17 protein-coding genes are annotated in these 14,775 nt (G+C 39.2%); 13 read left to right on the forward strand and 4 right to left on the reverse strand.

The features are described 5' to 3' along the window. Positions 1-10 precede the first annotated feature (10 nt). On the reverse strand, positions 11-280 hold the full coding sequence (locus CRI9333_RS12905) for a hypothetical protein (RefSeq protein ID WP_015203610.1): 270 nt from the start codon (positions 278-280) through the stop codon (positions 11-13). Positions 281-337: 57 nt separating this feature from the next. On the opposite strand from CRI9333_RS12905, the gene CRI9333_RS12910 reads away from it, so the two are divergent. From CRI9333_RS12910 to CRI9333_RS12920, 3 genes are all read left to right on the forward strand, one after another. Continuing rightward, complete coding sequence (locus tag CRI9333_RS12910; protein ID WP_041226043.1) at positions 338-589, forward strand: hypothetical protein; 252 nt, start codon at positions 338-340, stop codon at positions 587-589. 163 nt (positions 590-752) lie between these two features. Beyond that, on the forward strand, positions 753-1,163 hold the full coding sequence (locus CRI9333_RS12915; protein WP_015203611.1) for a hypothetical protein: 411 nt from the start codon (positions 753-755) through the stop codon (positions 1,161-1,163). Positions 1,164-1,199: 36 nt separating this feature from the next. Continuing rightward, positions 1,200-3,209, forward strand: coding sequence for an nSTAND1 domain-containing NTPase (locus CRI9333_RS12920; protein WP_015203612.1), 2,010 nt, complete (start codon positions 1,200-1,202; stop codon positions 3,207-3,209). Between the two features lie 79 nt (positions 3,210-3,288). Here CRI9333_RS12920 and CRI9333_RS12925 read toward each other — a convergent pair whose 3' ends face one another. Further along, positions 3,289-3,942, reverse strand: a complete 654-nt coding sequence (locus CRI9333_RS12925) for a PAP/fibrillin family protein (protein WP_015203613.1) — start codon at positions 3,940-3,942, stop codon at positions 3,289-3,291. Positions 3,943-4,084: 142 nt separating this feature from the next. Here CRI9333_RS12925 and arfB point away from each other — a divergent pair, with 142 nt between their 5' ends. The 6 genes from arfB to CRI9333_RS12955 all read left to right on the forward strand — a co-directional run bounded on the left by arfB (position 4,085) and on the right by CRI9333_RS12955 (position 9,116). Beyond that, on the forward strand, positions 4,085-4,501 hold the full coding sequence (gene arfB, locus CRI9333_RS12930; RefSeq protein WP_015203614.1) for an alternative ribosome rescue aminoacyl-tRNA hydrolase ArfB: 417 nt from the start codon (positions 4,085-4,087) through the stop codon (positions 4,499-4,501). Between the two features lie 194 nt (positions 4,502-4,695). Beyond that, positions 4,696-6,231, forward strand: a complete 1,536-nt coding sequence (locus CRI9333_RS12935) for a phytoene desaturase family protein (RefSeq protein ID WP_015203615.1) — start codon at positions 4,696-4,698, stop codon at positions 6,229-6,231. A 101-nt stretch (positions 6,232-6,332) separates the two neighbouring features. Further along, the gene (locus CRI9333_RS12940) at positions 6,333-7,175 is read left to right on the forward strand and encodes a DUF2726 domain-containing protein (protein ID WP_015203616.1); all 843 of its coding nucleotides are present in this window, start codon (positions 6,333-6,335) and stop codon (positions 7,173-7,175) included. A gap of 125 nt (positions 7,176-7,300) precedes the next feature. Then, positions 7,301-7,597 (forward strand): BrnT family toxin, encoded by a 297-nt coding sequence (locus tag CRI9333_RS12945; protein WP_015203617.1) that lies wholly within the window; start codon positions 7,301-7,303, stop codon positions 7,595-7,597. Then, positions 7,587-7,871, forward strand: a complete 285-nt coding sequence (locus CRI9333_RS12950) for a hypothetical protein (protein ID WP_015203618.1) — start codon at positions 7,587-7,589, stop codon at positions 7,869-7,871. Before CRI9333_RS12945 ends, CRI9333_RS12950 begins: the two co-directional genes overlap by 11 nt. A gap of 252 nt (positions 7,872-8,123) precedes the next feature. Beyond that, on the forward strand, positions 8,124-9,116 hold the full coding sequence (locus tag CRI9333_RS12955; protein ID WP_015203619.1) for a DNA-methyltransferase: 993 nt from the start codon (positions 8,124-8,126) through the stop codon (positions 9,114-9,116). An 8-nt stretch (positions 9,117-9,124) separates the two neighbouring features. Here CRI9333_RS12955 and CRI9333_RS12960 read toward each other — a convergent pair whose 3' ends face one another. Then, positions 9,125-10,006: a hypothetical protein gene (locus CRI9333_RS12960; protein ID WP_015203620.1), complete on the reverse strand. Its 882-nt coding sequence runs from the start codon at positions 10,004-10,006 to the stop codon at positions 9,125-9,127. After that, positions 9,999-10,223 (reverse strand): helix-turn-helix domain-containing protein, encoded by a 225-nt coding sequence (locus tag CRI9333_RS12965; RefSeq protein WP_015203621.1) that lies wholly within the window; start codon positions 10,221-10,223, stop codon positions 9,999-10,001. Before CRI9333_RS12965 ends, CRI9333_RS12960 begins: the two co-directional genes overlap by 8 nt. Positions 10,224-10,373: 150 nt before the next feature. On the opposite strand from CRI9333_RS12965, the gene CRI9333_RS12970 reads away from it, so the two are divergent. From CRI9333_RS12970 to CRI9333_RS12985, 4 genes are all read left to right on the forward strand, one after another. Next, positions 10,374-11,594, forward strand: coding sequence for a glutathione S-transferase family protein (locus CRI9333_RS12970; protein ID WP_015203622.1), 1,221 nt, complete (start codon positions 10,374-10,376; stop codon positions 11,592-11,594). Positions 11,595-11,956: 362 nt separating this feature from the next. Further along, on the forward strand, positions 11,957-12,370 hold the full coding sequence (locus tag CRI9333_RS12975) for a PPC domain-containing DNA-binding protein (RefSeq protein WP_015203623.1): 414 nt from the start codon (positions 11,957-11,959) through the stop codon (positions 12,368-12,370). A 258-nt stretch (positions 12,371-12,628) separates the two neighbouring features. After that, positions 12,629-14,140, forward strand: a complete 1,512-nt coding sequence (gene ilvA, locus CRI9333_RS12980; protein ID WP_015203624.1) for a threonine ammonia-lyase, biosynthetic — start codon at positions 12,629-12,631, stop codon at positions 14,138-14,140. A gap of 122 nt (positions 14,141-14,262) precedes the next feature. Then, on the forward strand, positions 14,263-14,763 hold the full coding sequence (locus tag CRI9333_RS12985) for a DUF29 domain-containing protein (protein ID WP_015203625.1): 501 nt from the start codon (positions 14,263-14,265) through the stop codon (positions 14,761-14,763). Positions 14,764-14,775 lie beyond the last annotated feature (12 nt).

A 14,775-nucleotide genomic window follows, 5' to 3' on the forward strand; every position in this document is an offset into this window, starting at 1 on the left:
ACAGTCTCCATTAATGCTTGGACTTTCGTTTCGACTTGGGTGGTGTGCGGTGTGCGCCAAAGTATTTCTCACTGCGATAGCGCAACCACACGCGCAACTGTTGCGGAATCTCGTCTTTTTGTTCTTTGGTGAGGGTGTTGTAAAGGGCTAAGGCGCGATCGCGTTCTCCCCGACAGGCAGCATTATTATGAGCATCCCAGTAACTACGGGCAACTCGAATCCGCCGACAGACTTCTTTTATAAGTGCTTCTCCCGTGAGGGGATTTTCTTGCTTTGCCATACTTCAATCACAATGCCCTACCCTAAATCCTAACCCGAAGCATGAAGGCATTTACCCTTGGGCGTAACCGCACCAAAGCAGTTTGAGCAAGTGCCATTAGCAAGGGGAGAAACAACTTTAACGTTGATACCTATTAATGATGACCCAACTCAGTTGTTGTTAGAGCCTTGGTGTTTCCAGCGTGATGAGGTGACGGTGGTATTTGAGGGACGGATTTTAAGCGAGAAAGCAAGTGATGAGGAGATGATGCGCGATCGCCTTGCTAATGCTTTTTGGGTGACGCTTACCGCAATACTTCACCCCAGATAGAGAATATCTGCACCCTATAACAAATCTTAATTAACAGTAGCTATTAGCTCTCTGCAAAGGCTTCACTTATGAATCGGCTCAAGTTCATCTTTAAGAAATCTGTCTAAAGTTGCTTCTAAAGGATCTTGACTTTAAAATAATTAGCAATTATCCGAGATGAACTATGGAACCTATTTCTGTTATTATTGCTGCTTTAGGTGCTGGCGCGATCGCTGCTGCCAAGGATACGGCAGGAACAGCCGTTAAAGATGCCTATCAGACTTTAAAAACGTTGATTAAGAAGAAGTTTGTTGAGCAGGGTAAAGAAGATGATAGCAATATCGTCGATAAGCATGAGAAAAAACCCGATTCAGCAGCAGTTAAAGAACTTCTTAAAGAAGAGTTAAGCGATGTAGGAGTTGATCAGGATGAAAAAATTCTGAAAGCAGCCGAAGAAATAATGAAAAAAGAAGATCCTGAAGGATTTAAAGAAGGCAAATATAACACAAATGTAACAGTTCAGGGGGATGTTTTTGGTGTGGCTGGAACAAATGCAGGAACAGTTAATATTGGTCCAGTAACTAAGGGCAAATAAATAATCTTTGACTGCGTTTAATCAAATCTAGCTAAAATGACTGAAAATCCTTCCAGAGTAACTACAAAAGGTGATGTCCTGGGCGTTGCTGGAACAAATGCAGGAACTGTCAACATCACCTATATTTCTCGTACATCATCTGATACTGAAATTCATGCACGAAAGCTTAATAAAAGTTCTCCTTATAAAGGTTTAGTGAAATTTGATGCCGATGATAAGGATAAATTTTTCGGACGCGATCACTGGATTATCGAACTAACAGATTATTTAGAAAAAAACAATGTTCTCCTGCTTTTAGGTGCATCAGGAAGCGGTAAATCATCTTTAATTCAAGCGGGGTTAATTCCTAAATTAAAAGAGCAGCATGGTTATGAAGAATTAGTAAATTTAACTTTTGTTCCTGATATAAATGCTTTTGAATCTTTCTATGTTTGTCTCAAGCCTAGATATGGACAATCGGAAGCGAAACTTGCTCAAGCTGTTAAAGAAGATACTTTAGTTAAAGTTGTTCAATCTCTTAAACAAGATGCTCAATGGCTTATTTTTATAGATCAATTTGAGGAATTATTCACCAGAACGCCGAAAACAGAACGGGATATTTTTATAAAAAGTCTCATTCAATTGATAGAAAATTCCGATGCTTCTGTTAAAATTATTCTGACTATGCGGGCTGATTTCCTCGATAGATTAAGTCCTTATCCCGATTTAGGAAAGGTTCATGATCGCTATAGTCGTATGCTAACAGAAATGGATGATATTGATCTAAGATTGGCAATTGCTGAACCTGCCGCCAGAAATGGAGTAACTTTTGAACAGGGATTAATTGATCAAATTATTGCTGATTTTCATCAACAGGCGGGTTCTTTACCGCTTTTACAATATACTTTAAATTTATTGTGGAAGAATGATGATATTCAAGACCAAGTTTTAAATAGCAAGACTTATCAAAATTTGGGCGGGTTAACGGGCGCACTTCAGCAACAGGCTAATAAAATATACAATCAATTTAATGAACAACAAAAGAAAGCAGCAGAGCAAATTTTTATAGGATTAATTGAATTGGTTGGTAAAGAACCTGTTAGCAGAAGGGCAGACAAACCAATTTTTGAGCAGGATGGGACACAGAAAGAAGTTCTATATAAATTGATTGATAATCGGCTTTTGGTAAGTAAAATAGAAGACGGAAAGGCGAAGGTTGAAGTGGCGCATGAGGCATTACTTCGCTCTTGGAAAGTTTTGCAGGATTTAATTCGGTACAAAGAAGAGATAATAGTCCTTAGAAATCGGCTATCTGCTGATGCAAAGGAGTGGGATGAACTACGCAAGCAAGATCCACGAAAAGCGATTAACGCATTAATTTTGAATGTTCCTAAGTTAACAAAAATTATAAACCTTGCAAAAGAGAAATCGCTCCCTAATTTGGATGCTTTAACGACAGAATTTATTCAGGCTAGTATTAAATATCAGAATCAAGTTCAAAAAATCGAAGCAGAAAGAAAGCAGCGCGAAGTTAGCACTGAACTTAGCCTAGCCAATTCTCTCGGTCGTTATTCCTCGTCTCTGTTTGATACACATCACGAATTAGAAGCTTTTGTTGAAGCGATTAAGGCAGGAAAAATTTTACACAAACACAAGGCAACAGACGGACAAGTAATATCTGCCTTGTTTAAAATCGTTGTTGAGGGCAGGGAATATAATCGCTTGGAAGGGCATGATAACTATGTCATTAGCGTCAGTTTCAGTCCCGACGGCAAGACTTTGGCTTCCAGTAGTGCTGACTGCACGATTAAACTCTGGGATGTAGAGACAGGAAAGGAAATCCGCACCCTCACAGGGCATGAAGACTCTGTCAGTAGCGTCAGTTTCAGTCCCGACGGCAAGACTTTGGCTTCTGGTAGTTCTGACAAGACGATTAAACTCTGGGATATAGGCTTAGACTCTTTAATGAAGCTTAGTTGGGATCGGGTACGCAATTATTTAACTTATAATCCTAATGTCAGCGAAAGCGATAGACATCTGTGCGATGGTATTGGCACGGAAAAGTAGCCGAAGGTGTGGATTTAGGGAGACTAGAAAAACTAATTTTCCAATGAAATTGTAGTTGTTTATCCTCAAGAAATCGCATTTACATTAAACTTGTGTTTTCAGGTATACCATCGGATTTGCTGAGAATAAATAAACTGCCATCTCCGCCACGCCCTATTCTCATACTTTCATCTAAATAAGTAATATCAAGCGTGGCAACTCTACCACGAGGATTATTAGCTTGTGCAACCTTAAATGGATCAAAACGAGGGGTATTAATTCCAATAATTTTATTAATTGATAAATATCTTTTGTCAAAATCAACGTTGATGCGTTTGTCTGGTACAGGTGATGAATCTTCTATCGCAGGCTCAAAACTAGCTGTCACTTTCACATATCCCGATATTATTCCTAGAGGATGTTTGACAAAAGCAATATTGAAAAACTCTTTATTAGCAACATTAATTACTTGATACACTTTACCCAATTTTAATCCTAATGGCAGAGAAACTAAAGACCGAATTTCTCTAGCAGTGGAATATTGCAGTTGCCAAGTTCCATCTAGTAATGAAATAGCATTCACCAAAGGATGAGGATTTGGGTTGCAGCTTTCTATTTGAATAGTCAATTGCTCAATTTCTGCGGCAGTAGTTTCATCTAGCTGCAAATTGGTAAGAGGAGAATTATCTTTGTTAGATTGCATCTCCTCAAGATAAGCTTGTAATTTTTCTTTTAACAATAGTCTATTATTCAAGGGTTGAAACCTGATTGTTGATAGCTACAAGATCTATAATTATTGAAAAAGGTCTGGTAATCAACCTTTATTCATCAGCAACAAATCAGAGCGAAATCTGCTTAACTGCTGGTAGGAATCATCTCTGGGCAATTGTATAATTATGCTGCAAATTTCTAATACTGTGAGTATCCCAGAGCATGAGATTAATTTGAGTGCGGTGCGATCGCAAGGTGCAGGCGGGCAAAATGTCAATAAGGTATCAACAGCAATTCACCTGCGCTTTGATATCATGGCTTCTTCATTGCCTGAGCGTTATCAAGAGCGTTTGTTGAAGCTAAACGATCAACGAATTACTAAAGAAGGTGTAATTGTCATTAAAGCACAAGAACACCGCAGCCAAGAGCAGAATAAAGAAGAAGCATTGCAACGTTTGCAAGATTTAATTAAGAGTGCGATCGCAGTCCCCAAGCCCCGCAAAAAGAGTAAACCGACTCGGAGTTCTCAAAGGAAACGTCTAGATAGTAAAACTAAGCGATCGCAAATTAAAGAATACAGAAAGAAAATTACAGATGAATAATATCTTTCTCTTGACTGATTGCTATCTGGGAATTTTTACTAAATATGCACAGATACTTACTGGCTAACTTTTCAGGTGCTAAATAATAGACTGCTTACTCTCAATCAGTTTTTTATCTGTGTGCATCTGTGTTTATCTGTATTTCATCTGTGGTTAATTATTTAAAAGTGGTCTTTTAGTATCAACCCTTAATTATGAGCAACACAGAAGTAGTAGTAATTGGTAGCGGTATCGGTGGATTAAGTTGTGCTGCAATCTTAGCACGTTATGGAATTGATGTCACCGTAGTAGAAAGCCACTCGATTGCAGGTGGTGCGGCTCATGCTTTTGAACGCAACGGCTATAAATTTGATTCTGGTCCATCTTTATATTCAGGTTTATCTTACACTCCTTCCCCTAATCCCTTGCGCCAAGTTTTAGATGCTATTGGGGAAGATTTACCTTGCATTACTTACGATACTTGGGATTGTTATCTGCCAGAAGGTGATTTTGCTGCAAAAGTTGGTGCTGAACAGTTTTGTGAAGTATTGCAAAAGCTACGCGGAGATCAAGCCGTAGCAGAATGGCGCAGACTACAGGAAATTATGACACCTTTGGGTAAGAGTGCGATCGCACTACCTCCCGCCGCCCTTCGCTACGATTTAGGTGCAGCGTTAACTGTAGGTAAGTTTGCACCTTCCTTACTGCAACACGCGCCTAACATCCTCAAATTAACAAAACCTTTCTCTCATATTATTGATGGTGTAATCACAGATTCATTTATTCGCAACTGGTTAGATTTACTTTGCTTTCTGCTATCAGGATTACCCGCAGATGCCACAATTGCAGCAGAAGTTGCCTATATGTTTGCAGATTGGTATCGTCCCAATGTCGTACTAGATTATCCCATTGGTGGAAGTGCTGCATTAGTTGATGCACTGGTACGCGGATTAACTAAACATGGTGGTAAATTAATCTTAAATGCCCATGTCGAACAAGTATTAGTAGAAAATAACCGTGCTGTTGGTGTAAGACTGCGAAATGGTAAAGAAATAAGAGCAAATAAAGCAGTTGTTTCTAATGCTTCTGTTTGGGATACCCTCAAACTAATTCCCGAAGGTGCTGTTCCAAAACGTTATGTGCAACAGCAACAAGCAACACCAGAATGCGATAGTTTTATGCACTTGCATTTAGGAATTGATGCTGCCGAATTGCGATCAGATCTTAGTATTCATTATATAGTAGTTAACGATTGGGATAAAGGCATAACTGCACCTCAAAACGTTGTAGTTGCATCAATTCCTTCAGTTATTGACCCTTCATTAGCACCACCAGGTAAGCACGTAATTCACGTTTATACTCCTGGTAATGAACCTTATTTTATTTGGCAAGGAATAGAAAGGAATAGCAAAGAATATGCCTTACTAAAACAAGAACGTGCAGAAGTAATGTGGCAAGCTATGGAAAGAATTATTCCTGATATTCGCGATCGCTGTGAAGTAACTTTAGTAGGTACTCCCCTGACTCACGCTCGATTTCTGCGTCGTCATCACGGTAGTTATGGGGCAGCAATTGCCGCAGGTAAAGGTTTATTCCCTGGTGCTAATACACCTTTATCGGGATTATTGTGTTGTGGAGATTCGACTTTTCCTGGGATTGGTTTACCTGCGGTTGCTGCTAGTGGGATGATTGCTGCTAATACTATTGCTCCGGTGCAGCAACATTTACAATTACTCAACGATGTTATTTAATTCGATTAAAAAGATCAAGCTATAAATTAAAAATCACAACAGACAAATAATTTGGAGATTAGTTATGATGCCATATAGAGTGCTATGCAAATTTTGCAACTATGATTGATTACGAACACATCTATAAACTCACGTATCGCAAACAGTGGGCTGAATTGCTGGAGCTTGTTTATCAAAATTCTAAAGAAGCATCCTCAGACGAATTAGTAATGGGGGCAGTAAAGACTTTTGAAGATGAGTTCTTCGGGGAGTTAGATAAAGGTGTTAAAAGTGATAATGCCCAACCTCTTTTAGAGAAACTATTTTTACTGGACAAAGGTAAAACTTATAAATTATCAGAAGAAAGATTAGTCAAGGTTATCGTTAAATTGGTACAGATATGCCATGAAAAAGGGTTAATTGAAAAAGCATACAGTTATGCTAAATTTTGTCCTAATAATGAGATATGCGCTGAAGTTATAGACCGTAAAAAAGAGTTATTGCCAAAAATTGTAGCACATTCTCAGAGCAATCATATTCAAGTTACAGAGAATAGAAAAATAGCCAATGAAAATTACACAACAAGCCTTTTTAAGTCAAGGCAAGAAGAGGAATTTTTTATGAGTGTACGAGAAGTGTTTCAAATGTTTATCGTTTATCCCAATGTTTCCTTAAGCTGCGTGATTAATTTTGAGAAAATCAAAACTTATTTATCTCAAGACGAAAAAAACTTTTTCTTCAGAGGGATTATTGATTGTGTAGTATTCGATCAGCATAATAATTACAAACCAACTAAATTTTTTGAGCTAGATAGCCTTTATCATGACTCACCAGAACAAAAGCAAAAAGACGGCTATAAAGATAAAATTTTAAGCTTGGCAGGGCAAAAACTTTATCGAATTAGAAAAACTTCAGATCGTCAAGGAAGAAATGAATTCATAAAACTACTAAGGGAGATGGCGTGATGGGAAATTTTAGGGTTATAGCCTCAATTTTGCCGAATGAGATTGTGCGATCGCACTTCCAAACAATTTAGTCGATGAGAATAACGTATTGACAATGTAAATACATTACCCCTACACTACAAGGTATGGATGTGTATTTCATACTCAATGGCGTTACCTTTGTCTGGAATGATGAGAAAGCTCGGATTAATCCCCAAAATTATAACGGCGTAACGTTTCAGCAAGCCACGGAAGCTTTCTTTGATCCATTTCTTGTGGTAGTTGATGCTAGTCGCAATGGTGAAGCACGAGATGCTGTCATTGGTTTAGACAAACGTTGGAATCTCTTGTACGTCGTCTACATTGAGCGTGAAAAAGACATCATTCGGCTCATTTCGGCTCGTAAAGCTACACGCAAGGAACGTGAATATTATGAAAGTTGAGGCATTGAAAAAGCGGTTAGATAAAAATCGTCCAATGACAACGATTACCATTCGTATGCCCGAAGATGTGATTGAAGATTTGAAGCGAATCGCACCATTGCTCGGTTTTTCTGGTTATCAGCCTTTAGTGCGTACCTATATTGGACAAGGACTCCGCGCTGATTTTGAGCGTTTAGAAGGGGATACAGTCTCTGCCCTGATTGCCAGTTTGAAGCGTCATGGTGTGAGTGATGAAGTTATTCAAGAGGCGCTTGGTGAGGTCACTCAGAGTTAGCCTTAAATTCTGGAGCAGCAGCAAAACTTATCCGTTTTATCAGCCAGTAACATTAAATTAATATATGACATCCACCCCAATAACGATCGCACCCTTAAGCTGGTAACAATTAGAAACCCTTACAGATTATCAAGTAGATACCGTCAATGGGTCTACCATAGACGATCGCATCATCACTTTCGGTGATGACATTTATCCTCGTTTCTTTAGGATTATGGTATCCTCAATTCCAAACTTGAGGTTGCACTGAGTGTGGCAGTAAGCTATGATGACTATAAGTACCATAAATTAGCAAGTATGACTCTCTCGTTGGATAGTATTACTGGGAACCTTCCTCTGTTCATGGGGTTGGATAAAAAGCTAATAATTGACGTGAAAGATATTGATAAAGCTGATTTTAATCAAGCTAATTTTGTCTTGAACGGAGAGGCATTAGAAGTTCTAAAAAAATTACCCAAGTCTATTGTTCAAACAGTAGTTACTAGCCCTCCTTATTACGGACAACGTGATTATTGTGCAGACAACCAAGTTGGAACAGAGAAAGATCCAGAAGAATACTTAAATCGGCTTGTGGATATTTTTGATGAGGTAAAGAGAGTTTTAAAAGAGGATGGAACACTCTGGCTTAATATAGGTGATAAATATATAGATGGAAATTTGGCAGGGCTTCCTTGGAGATTAGCGATCGCCCTTAAACAGAGAGGTTGGATTTTGCGGTCTGATATCATTTGGTATAAACCAAACGCCATGCCATCTTCTGTACAAAATCGTCCAACTACAGATCATGAATATATATTTTTGTTTGCCAAAAACTCAAAGTATTACTATGATGCTGATTCTATCCGCGAACCACATATAACTTTTTCAGAAAAAAGTAAAATGAAAGGTGGGCGTAATCATCTTGGTAAGCAAGGCGGAACACCAGAACAAGGTAAAAATTCTGGTAATTCCAACCTGCATCAAGGTCGTTGGGATCAGGCATTTCACCCCAAAGGAAGAAACAAAAGAACTGTTTGGGAAGTACCTCTTTCTAAATTTAGAGAAGCACATTTTGCAGTCTTTCCAGAAAAGTTGATAGAGCCTTGTATCTTAGCAGGCTGTCCTGAAGGTTCAGTCGTTCTTGATCCTTTCTTTGGTTCTGGAACTACAGGATTTGTATCTCTTACGAAAGGACGCAAATTTATTGGGATTGAATTAAATAGAGATTACTGTGAAATAGCAATAAAAAGAATTTTCCCAAGTTAGTGTATAGATTATAGGAGAGAGCGAAAAATCTCTATTAAACGTTCAAATTCTTGAACTAATAAAGGTTCCACCTCATTTACTTGATTGGGATTTTTATTAATGTAAACAAATTCTTTACAATTTAAAGCAGTTAAATCACCTGTCCAGGATTCGGCAATAATGACTGGTATACAGTTGTACCCAGATTCGTTTGCTATTGATATTGCTTTATGAATATCTCGTGTAAACAGCAAAGCATGACCACCGCCCATAGTTTCACGAGTTTTAACTGGGATAAGAATAGTACCTCGCCTTCCACTTACTTTAACATCATAGGTTTCGCCACCGAGCTTGATTTGGGTTCTATCAATTGACAGTGCAATCCCATTTTTCGCAAATATTTCGTTGAGATTCCGCCGAACAATTTCTTCAAACAAGTTTCCTTTAATTGAACGGCGGCTTCCTTCCAAACGGTCAATCATTACTTCAAATATTGGTATCCAATTCCATCTTTCACGCTCAGGTAAAATACCAGATGCGTACTGTCTAACTTGATTGAGCAATTCAGCTTTCCGTTCGTTTGGTTTTCCACTAAAGTTTGCTAAATAGCCTTTTAATCTCTGTTCAGGAGCATCTCTAAAAATCCATCCTAATAGTAGCCATTTAGCTTTATCCTCTTTATATGGACGAGCTATTCCATCGTATAATTTTATATTGTTAGGAACCTGGCGCTCTAAATATTTCCTAATTGTATTTTTAGCTTTAGATATATCTTGCTCAACAACAAACTCGTAGAGTTCAGCATATCCTTCTGTTTGCAAAAAGCCAGTAAAATCATCAAAAAAGGATTGATTCAGGTTAGCAATTATTGCTAATTCTTTTAGGCGTATGTTCTCAGGAATGCTACTCATCAAAAAACTCTTTAGGTGAAACACATAAAGCATCTGCAATTTTCTTGATATTTAAAAGACTCACATTTCTTTGTCCACGCTCAACTCCTCCGATGTAGCTTCTGTCCAAATTACACAAGTGGGCTAAGTCTTCTTGGGAAAGTTCACGAATAAGGCGGAGGTAACGAAGACGTTCACCAAATTGTTTTCTAATATCTTTCTGGTTAGATGCTGTCATATCAACAAGTAAAGATGATTTGATGCTTTTAAGTCCACAGACTTTAAGTACCAGGACATTCGATCGCCTTAACGACAGGAAGGCGATCGTGCATCAGAATTCAATATTGAGATATTGTTCATTCATAAGCCAGTAACTTTAAATTAATATATGACACCCACCCCCACAACGATCGCACCCTTAAGCTGGTCACAACTAGAAACCCTTACAGATTATCAAGTAGATACCGTCAATGGGCTTACCAATGCTCAAGCTTGTTTGCGCTTATTTGGCATGAGCGAATCTGATGTACGGGTAACTCTATACCGCGACAACCACGCCTGGTGTCCTTACTGTCAAAAAGTCTGGTTGTGGCTGGAGGAAAAGCAAATTCCTTACCGCATCAAAAAAGTAACAATGTTTTGCTACGGCGAGAAAGAAAGCTGGTATAAACGTATAGTGCGATCGGGTATGTTACCAGCCCTTGAGCTAGACGGTCGCATGATCACCGAAAGTGATGATATTTTGCTCGCCTTGGAACAAGCCTTTGGCGCTTTAGCTTTTAGCATGGAAGACCCCAAAGTAATACCTCTACGGCGGTTGGAGCGACTTTTATTTAGAGCTTGGTGTTCCTGGCTTTGCTATCCTACAAGGTCTTCTAGGGAAGAACAGCATAACCGAGACCAATTCAAAGCAGTAGTAGCTAAGGTAGAAGAAGCTCTAGGCAGTACTCCCAGCCCTTATTTTTTGGATGGGTTCAGCACTGTAGATGTAATATTTACGCCCTATGTTGAGCGCATGAATGCCAGTCTTTACTACTACAAAGGCTACTCATTACGGGAGGAAAACCCGCGTTTATCAGACTGGTTTGAGGCTATGGAAAGCCGACCGACTTATCGCGGTACTCAGAGCGACTTTCATACCCACGTACATGATTTACCACCCCAGATGGGAGGATGCTGGGAAAATGGCGAACCTCAAATGCTGATTAATAAAGCAAAGGTGGATCATGGTTCCTGGTTTGGGCTACCTGATGTAACTTACCCTGAACCGGAAACTTCCCGTAAGGAAGCACTACACCGTGTACTTAAGCACCGCGCCAATATTATTCGAGTAAATCCCGCCGATGACAAATTATTTGATGAAGCTTTGCGTTGTGCTTTAACTTATCTGATGACTGGGGAAGTTTGTACGCCGCCATCGGGTTCTGATGTTGCTTTGCGATATTTGCGCGATCGCATTAACGTACCTAGAGATATGTCTATCTACGCAGCAAAACGACTCAGGGAAGCTTTAGAAGCGATCGCAGCAATAGCTGGTGATAATCAGAGTACCCCCATTCCCTTTAACCATCGGCGCGATCAAAACCCAGCTAATTTTGCTAGGATTTAGGGCATTCAATTAAAGTTAGATAAGAGCAAAAGTTACTTAAATAATATCAACTTCAAGATGCAATAACCCTAACCTTTCAACCTAGCAACCATCTCAGCACGAGCGGAAACTTCTCATTTCAAAAACATCCGCTTCAGTGCTTGTTTTACTCCATTAAAACTAATGTCTGATGTCATACCAATTTTTCGATTACTTAATTTCTTTAGGAGCAGTACTAACGATTGTGTGGCGAATTATTAACTAAAACTTGCTTATATAAGCAAGGTGTGCAAGCACAAAAGAAATTGGCAATTAATTTCCTAAAAACCACTGGGATTTTTTAAAATTATCTTAAGATTAAAATATCTGTAAAAATAGCTAAGATGATCGAGGCAAGTATTATAAGAGCAGCAGCTTTACGTTTAAATCCCGACTGCGATCTCAAAAAATCATTAATTTCTTACTGTGAATTTTATGGAATTCAAGCAGCTTGCATTATTAGTTGTGTAGGTAGTTTGCGCTCCTTAACGATTCGTTTTGCTAATAAATCAAATCTGACTGTGATCGAGGAAAAGTTTGAAATCATATCACTAGCAGGTACTATCTCTCAACATGAGGCTCACTTACATATTTCCATTTCAGATGGTGAGGGTAAGATGCTTGGTGGCCACTTAGCTGAGGGTTCTTTAATTTATACAACCTGTGAAATTGTAATTGGGATACTGGATGATGTAGTTTTTAAAAGAGAACTAGACTCAACTACAGGTTATAAAGAACTAAAAATATACCAAAAGTAAAAAAAGTTTTTGGGTTCTTAGTATACTATTATTTAAAGTTTGATTTTGCCGCATTTTAAAATTTCAGTGGAAAATATAGCAACCGCCAAGACGGTTATGACACGCATCTATTGTGAAACCCTTGTAAACATTGGCACGAGAAAAAAGCTGATCCGCGATCTGCTGACCGCTATATTTATGACCAAGTTGAATTTGATGCAGCTATATAGGCATACTGATTAAAGTAGAATAATTCCCTATTCGGCTTTTGCTATCCCCATGCTTTGCGACTACCTGCAACTAATACTGACTGCCCGCGTGTACGATGTTGCCCAGGAAACTCCCCTGGAATACGCTCCCAATTTATCTACCAGGCTAAATAATAAAGTCCTACTTAAGAGAGAGGATATGCAGTCTGTCTTCTCTTTTAAACTGCGGGGTGCTTACAACAAAATGGTGAATTTGTCGCCAGATATGCTGGCGCAAGGCGTAATTGCTGCATCTGCGGGAAATCATGCTCAAGGTGTTGCCCTTGGTGCTAGTAAGTTAGGTACGCAAGCAATTATCGTCATGCCTGTTACTACTCCCCAAGTCAAGATAGATGCAGTTAAAGCTAGAGGGGGAGTAGTGGTGTTGCATGGGGATACTTACGATGATGCCTATACTTACGCCCGTCAACTAGAAGCAGAGAAAGGTTTGACATTTATTCATCCCTTTGATGACCCCTATGTAATTGCTGGGCAGGGGACAATTGGGATGGAAATTATGCGGCAATGTCAGCAACCGATCCATGCTATTTTTGTAGCGATCGGTGGTGGTGGGTTAATTGCTGGAATTGCAGCTTATATTAAACGGTTACGTCCCGAAATTAAGATTATTGGTGTTGAACCAATTGATGCCGATGCGATGCACCAATCATTAAAAGCTGGTCATCGGGTGCGTTTGTCTCAAGTAGGGTTATTTGCTGACGGTGTTGCAGTGCGGGAAGTGGGAGAAGAAACATTCCGCTTATGCCAAGAATATGTAGATGAGATTATTTTGGTAGGTACAGATGATACCTGTGCTGCAATTAAAGATGTATTTGAAGATACGCGCTCCATTTTAGAACCAGCAGGTGCATTAGCTATTGCAGGTGCTAAAGCTTATGCAGAAAGAGAACAAATCGCTGGAGAAACATTAATTGCTGTTGCCTGCGGTGCTAACATGAACTTTGATCGCTTGCGGTTTGTTGCAGAAAGAGCAGAATTTGGCGAACGTCGCGAAGCTATCTTTGCTGTCAATATTCCTGAAGAACCAGGAAGTCTTCGCAAGTTTTGTGAATGTCTTGGCAGACGTAACTTAACTGAATTTAACTATCGCATTGCTGATGAAAAAGAAGCTCATATATTTGTGGGCTTACAAATTCAAAATCGTGCCGATGCAATTCAAATGGCACAAACTTTTGAAAGTTGTGGTTTCAAAACTATTGATTTAACCGACGATGAATTAACAAAATTGCATTTGCGACACATGGTTGGCGGGCGTTCTACCTTAGCCCACAATGAATTACTTTACCGCTTTGAGTTTCCCGAACGTCCAGGCGCATTAATGAAGTTTGTTGCTTCGATGAGTCCAGATTGGAATATTAGTGTTTTTCACTACCGCAACAACGGTGCAGACTATGGGCGCATTGTTGTAGGGGTGCAAGTTCCCCCAAATGAAATGGCACAGTGGCAAGCATTTTTAGATAGTTTGGGATATCGCTATTGGGATGAAAGTAATAATCCTGCCTACAAACTATTTTTAAGATAGTAGGGTGCGTTGTCGCTTCAGCGCAACGCACCACATCTGGACTAATTGTTTTAGTAGCGATCGCGCAGCCAGTATAAGTTGACTCGCACTAAAATTAAATCAATTTCCCAAATTGTGACCCCATGATGCAGACACCCCAAACTGAAGAAAAAACGGGAAGCCTGATGCTGAGTCTTTACGAAACTGACTTTTATGCTTGGACTCAGGAACAGGCTAAATTACTTCACGATCAGCAATGGAGTCAGCTTGACTTACCGAATTTAATTGAGGAAATCGAATCTTTGGGAAGACAGGAACGTGCTGAACTACGAAATCGTTTAAGTGTGTTAATTGGACATCTACTTAAATGGGAATATCAACTCAATCACCGAAGTCGTAGTTGGTTAAACACAATTCGCATACAGCGTATAGACACTTTAGAATTATTAGCAGATAATCCTAGCCTCAAACCCTATCTGCAAGAAGTTCTTCATCAAGCCTATATAAAAGCAATTGCACTGGCTGCTAAAGAAACAAATTTAGCTATTAAAACATTTTCGCAAGATTGCCCTTACACCCTTGAGGAAATTTTAAGCGATCGCTTCTATCCAGGAGAACCTGCAACTGATGAGATGATGGAATAGGTAGTTGCATAA

Source organism: Crinalium epipsammum PCC 9333 (genome assembly GCF_000317495.1).
In the GTDB taxonomy this organism is placed as follows: domain Bacteria; phylum Cyanobacteriota; class Cyanobacteriia; order Cyanobacteriales; family PCC-9333; genus Crinalium; species Crinalium epipsammum.

What these genes read in the sequence shown, in the direction of transcription:
- ilvA (WP_015203624.1), top strand. Translation starts at nt 12,629, where the DNA reads ATGCTTTGCGACTACCTGCAACTAATACTGACTGCCCGCGTGTACGAT.
- arfB (WP_015203614.1), top strand. Translation starts at nt 4,085, where the DNA reads ATGCTGCAAATTTCTAATACTGTGAGTATCCCAGAGCATGAGATTAAT.
- CRI9333_RS12950 (WP_015203618.1), top strand. Translation starts at nt 7,587, where the DNA reads ATGAAAGTTGAGGCATTGAAAAAGCGGTTAGATAAAAATCGTCCAATG.
- CRI9333_RS12905 (WP_015203610.1), bottom strand. Translation starts at nt 280, where the DNA reads ATGGCAAAGCAAGAAAATCCCCTCACGGGAGAAGCACTTATAAAAGAA.
- CRI9333_RS12935 (WP_015203615.1), top strand. Translation starts at nt 4,696, where the DNA reads ATGAGCAACACAGAAGTAGTAGTAATTGGTAGCGGTATCGGTGGATTA.
- CRI9333_RS12965 (WP_015203621.1), bottom strand. Translation starts at nt 10,223, where the DNA reads ATGACAGCATCTAACCAGAAAGATATTAGAAAACAATTTGGTGAACGT.
- CRI9333_RS12985 (WP_015203625.1), top strand. Translation starts at nt 14,263, where the DNA reads ATGATGCAGACACCCCAAACTGAAGAAAAAACGGGAAGCCTGATGCTG.
- CRI9333_RS12975 (WP_015203623.1), top strand. Translation starts at nt 11,957, where the DNA reads ATGATCGAGGCAAGTATTATAAGAGCAGCAGCTTTACGTTTAAATCCC.
- CRI9333_RS12940 (WP_015203616.1), top strand. Translation starts at nt 6,333, where the DNA reads ATGATTGATTACGAACACATCTATAAACTCACGTATCGCAAACAGTGG.
- CRI9333_RS12970 (WP_015203622.1), top strand. Translation starts at nt 10,374, where the DNA reads ATGACACCCACCCCCACAACGATCGCACCCTTAAGCTGGTCACAACTA.
- CRI9333_RS12915 (WP_015203611.1), top strand. Translation starts at nt 753, where the DNA reads ATGGAACCTATTTCTGTTATTATTGCTGCTTTAGGTGCTGGCGCGATC.
- CRI9333_RS12960 (WP_015203620.1), bottom strand. Translation starts at nt 10,006, where the DNA reads ATGAGTAGCATTCCTGAGAACATACGCCTAAAAGAATTAGCAATAATT.
- CRI9333_RS12945 (WP_015203617.1), top strand. Translation starts at nt 7,301, where the DNA reads ATGGATGTGTATTTCATACTCAATGGCGTTACCTTTGTCTGGAATGAT.
- CRI9333_RS12920 (WP_015203612.1), top strand. Translation starts at nt 1,200, where the DNA reads ATGACTGAAAATCCTTCCAGAGTAACTACAAAAGGTGATGTCCTGGGC.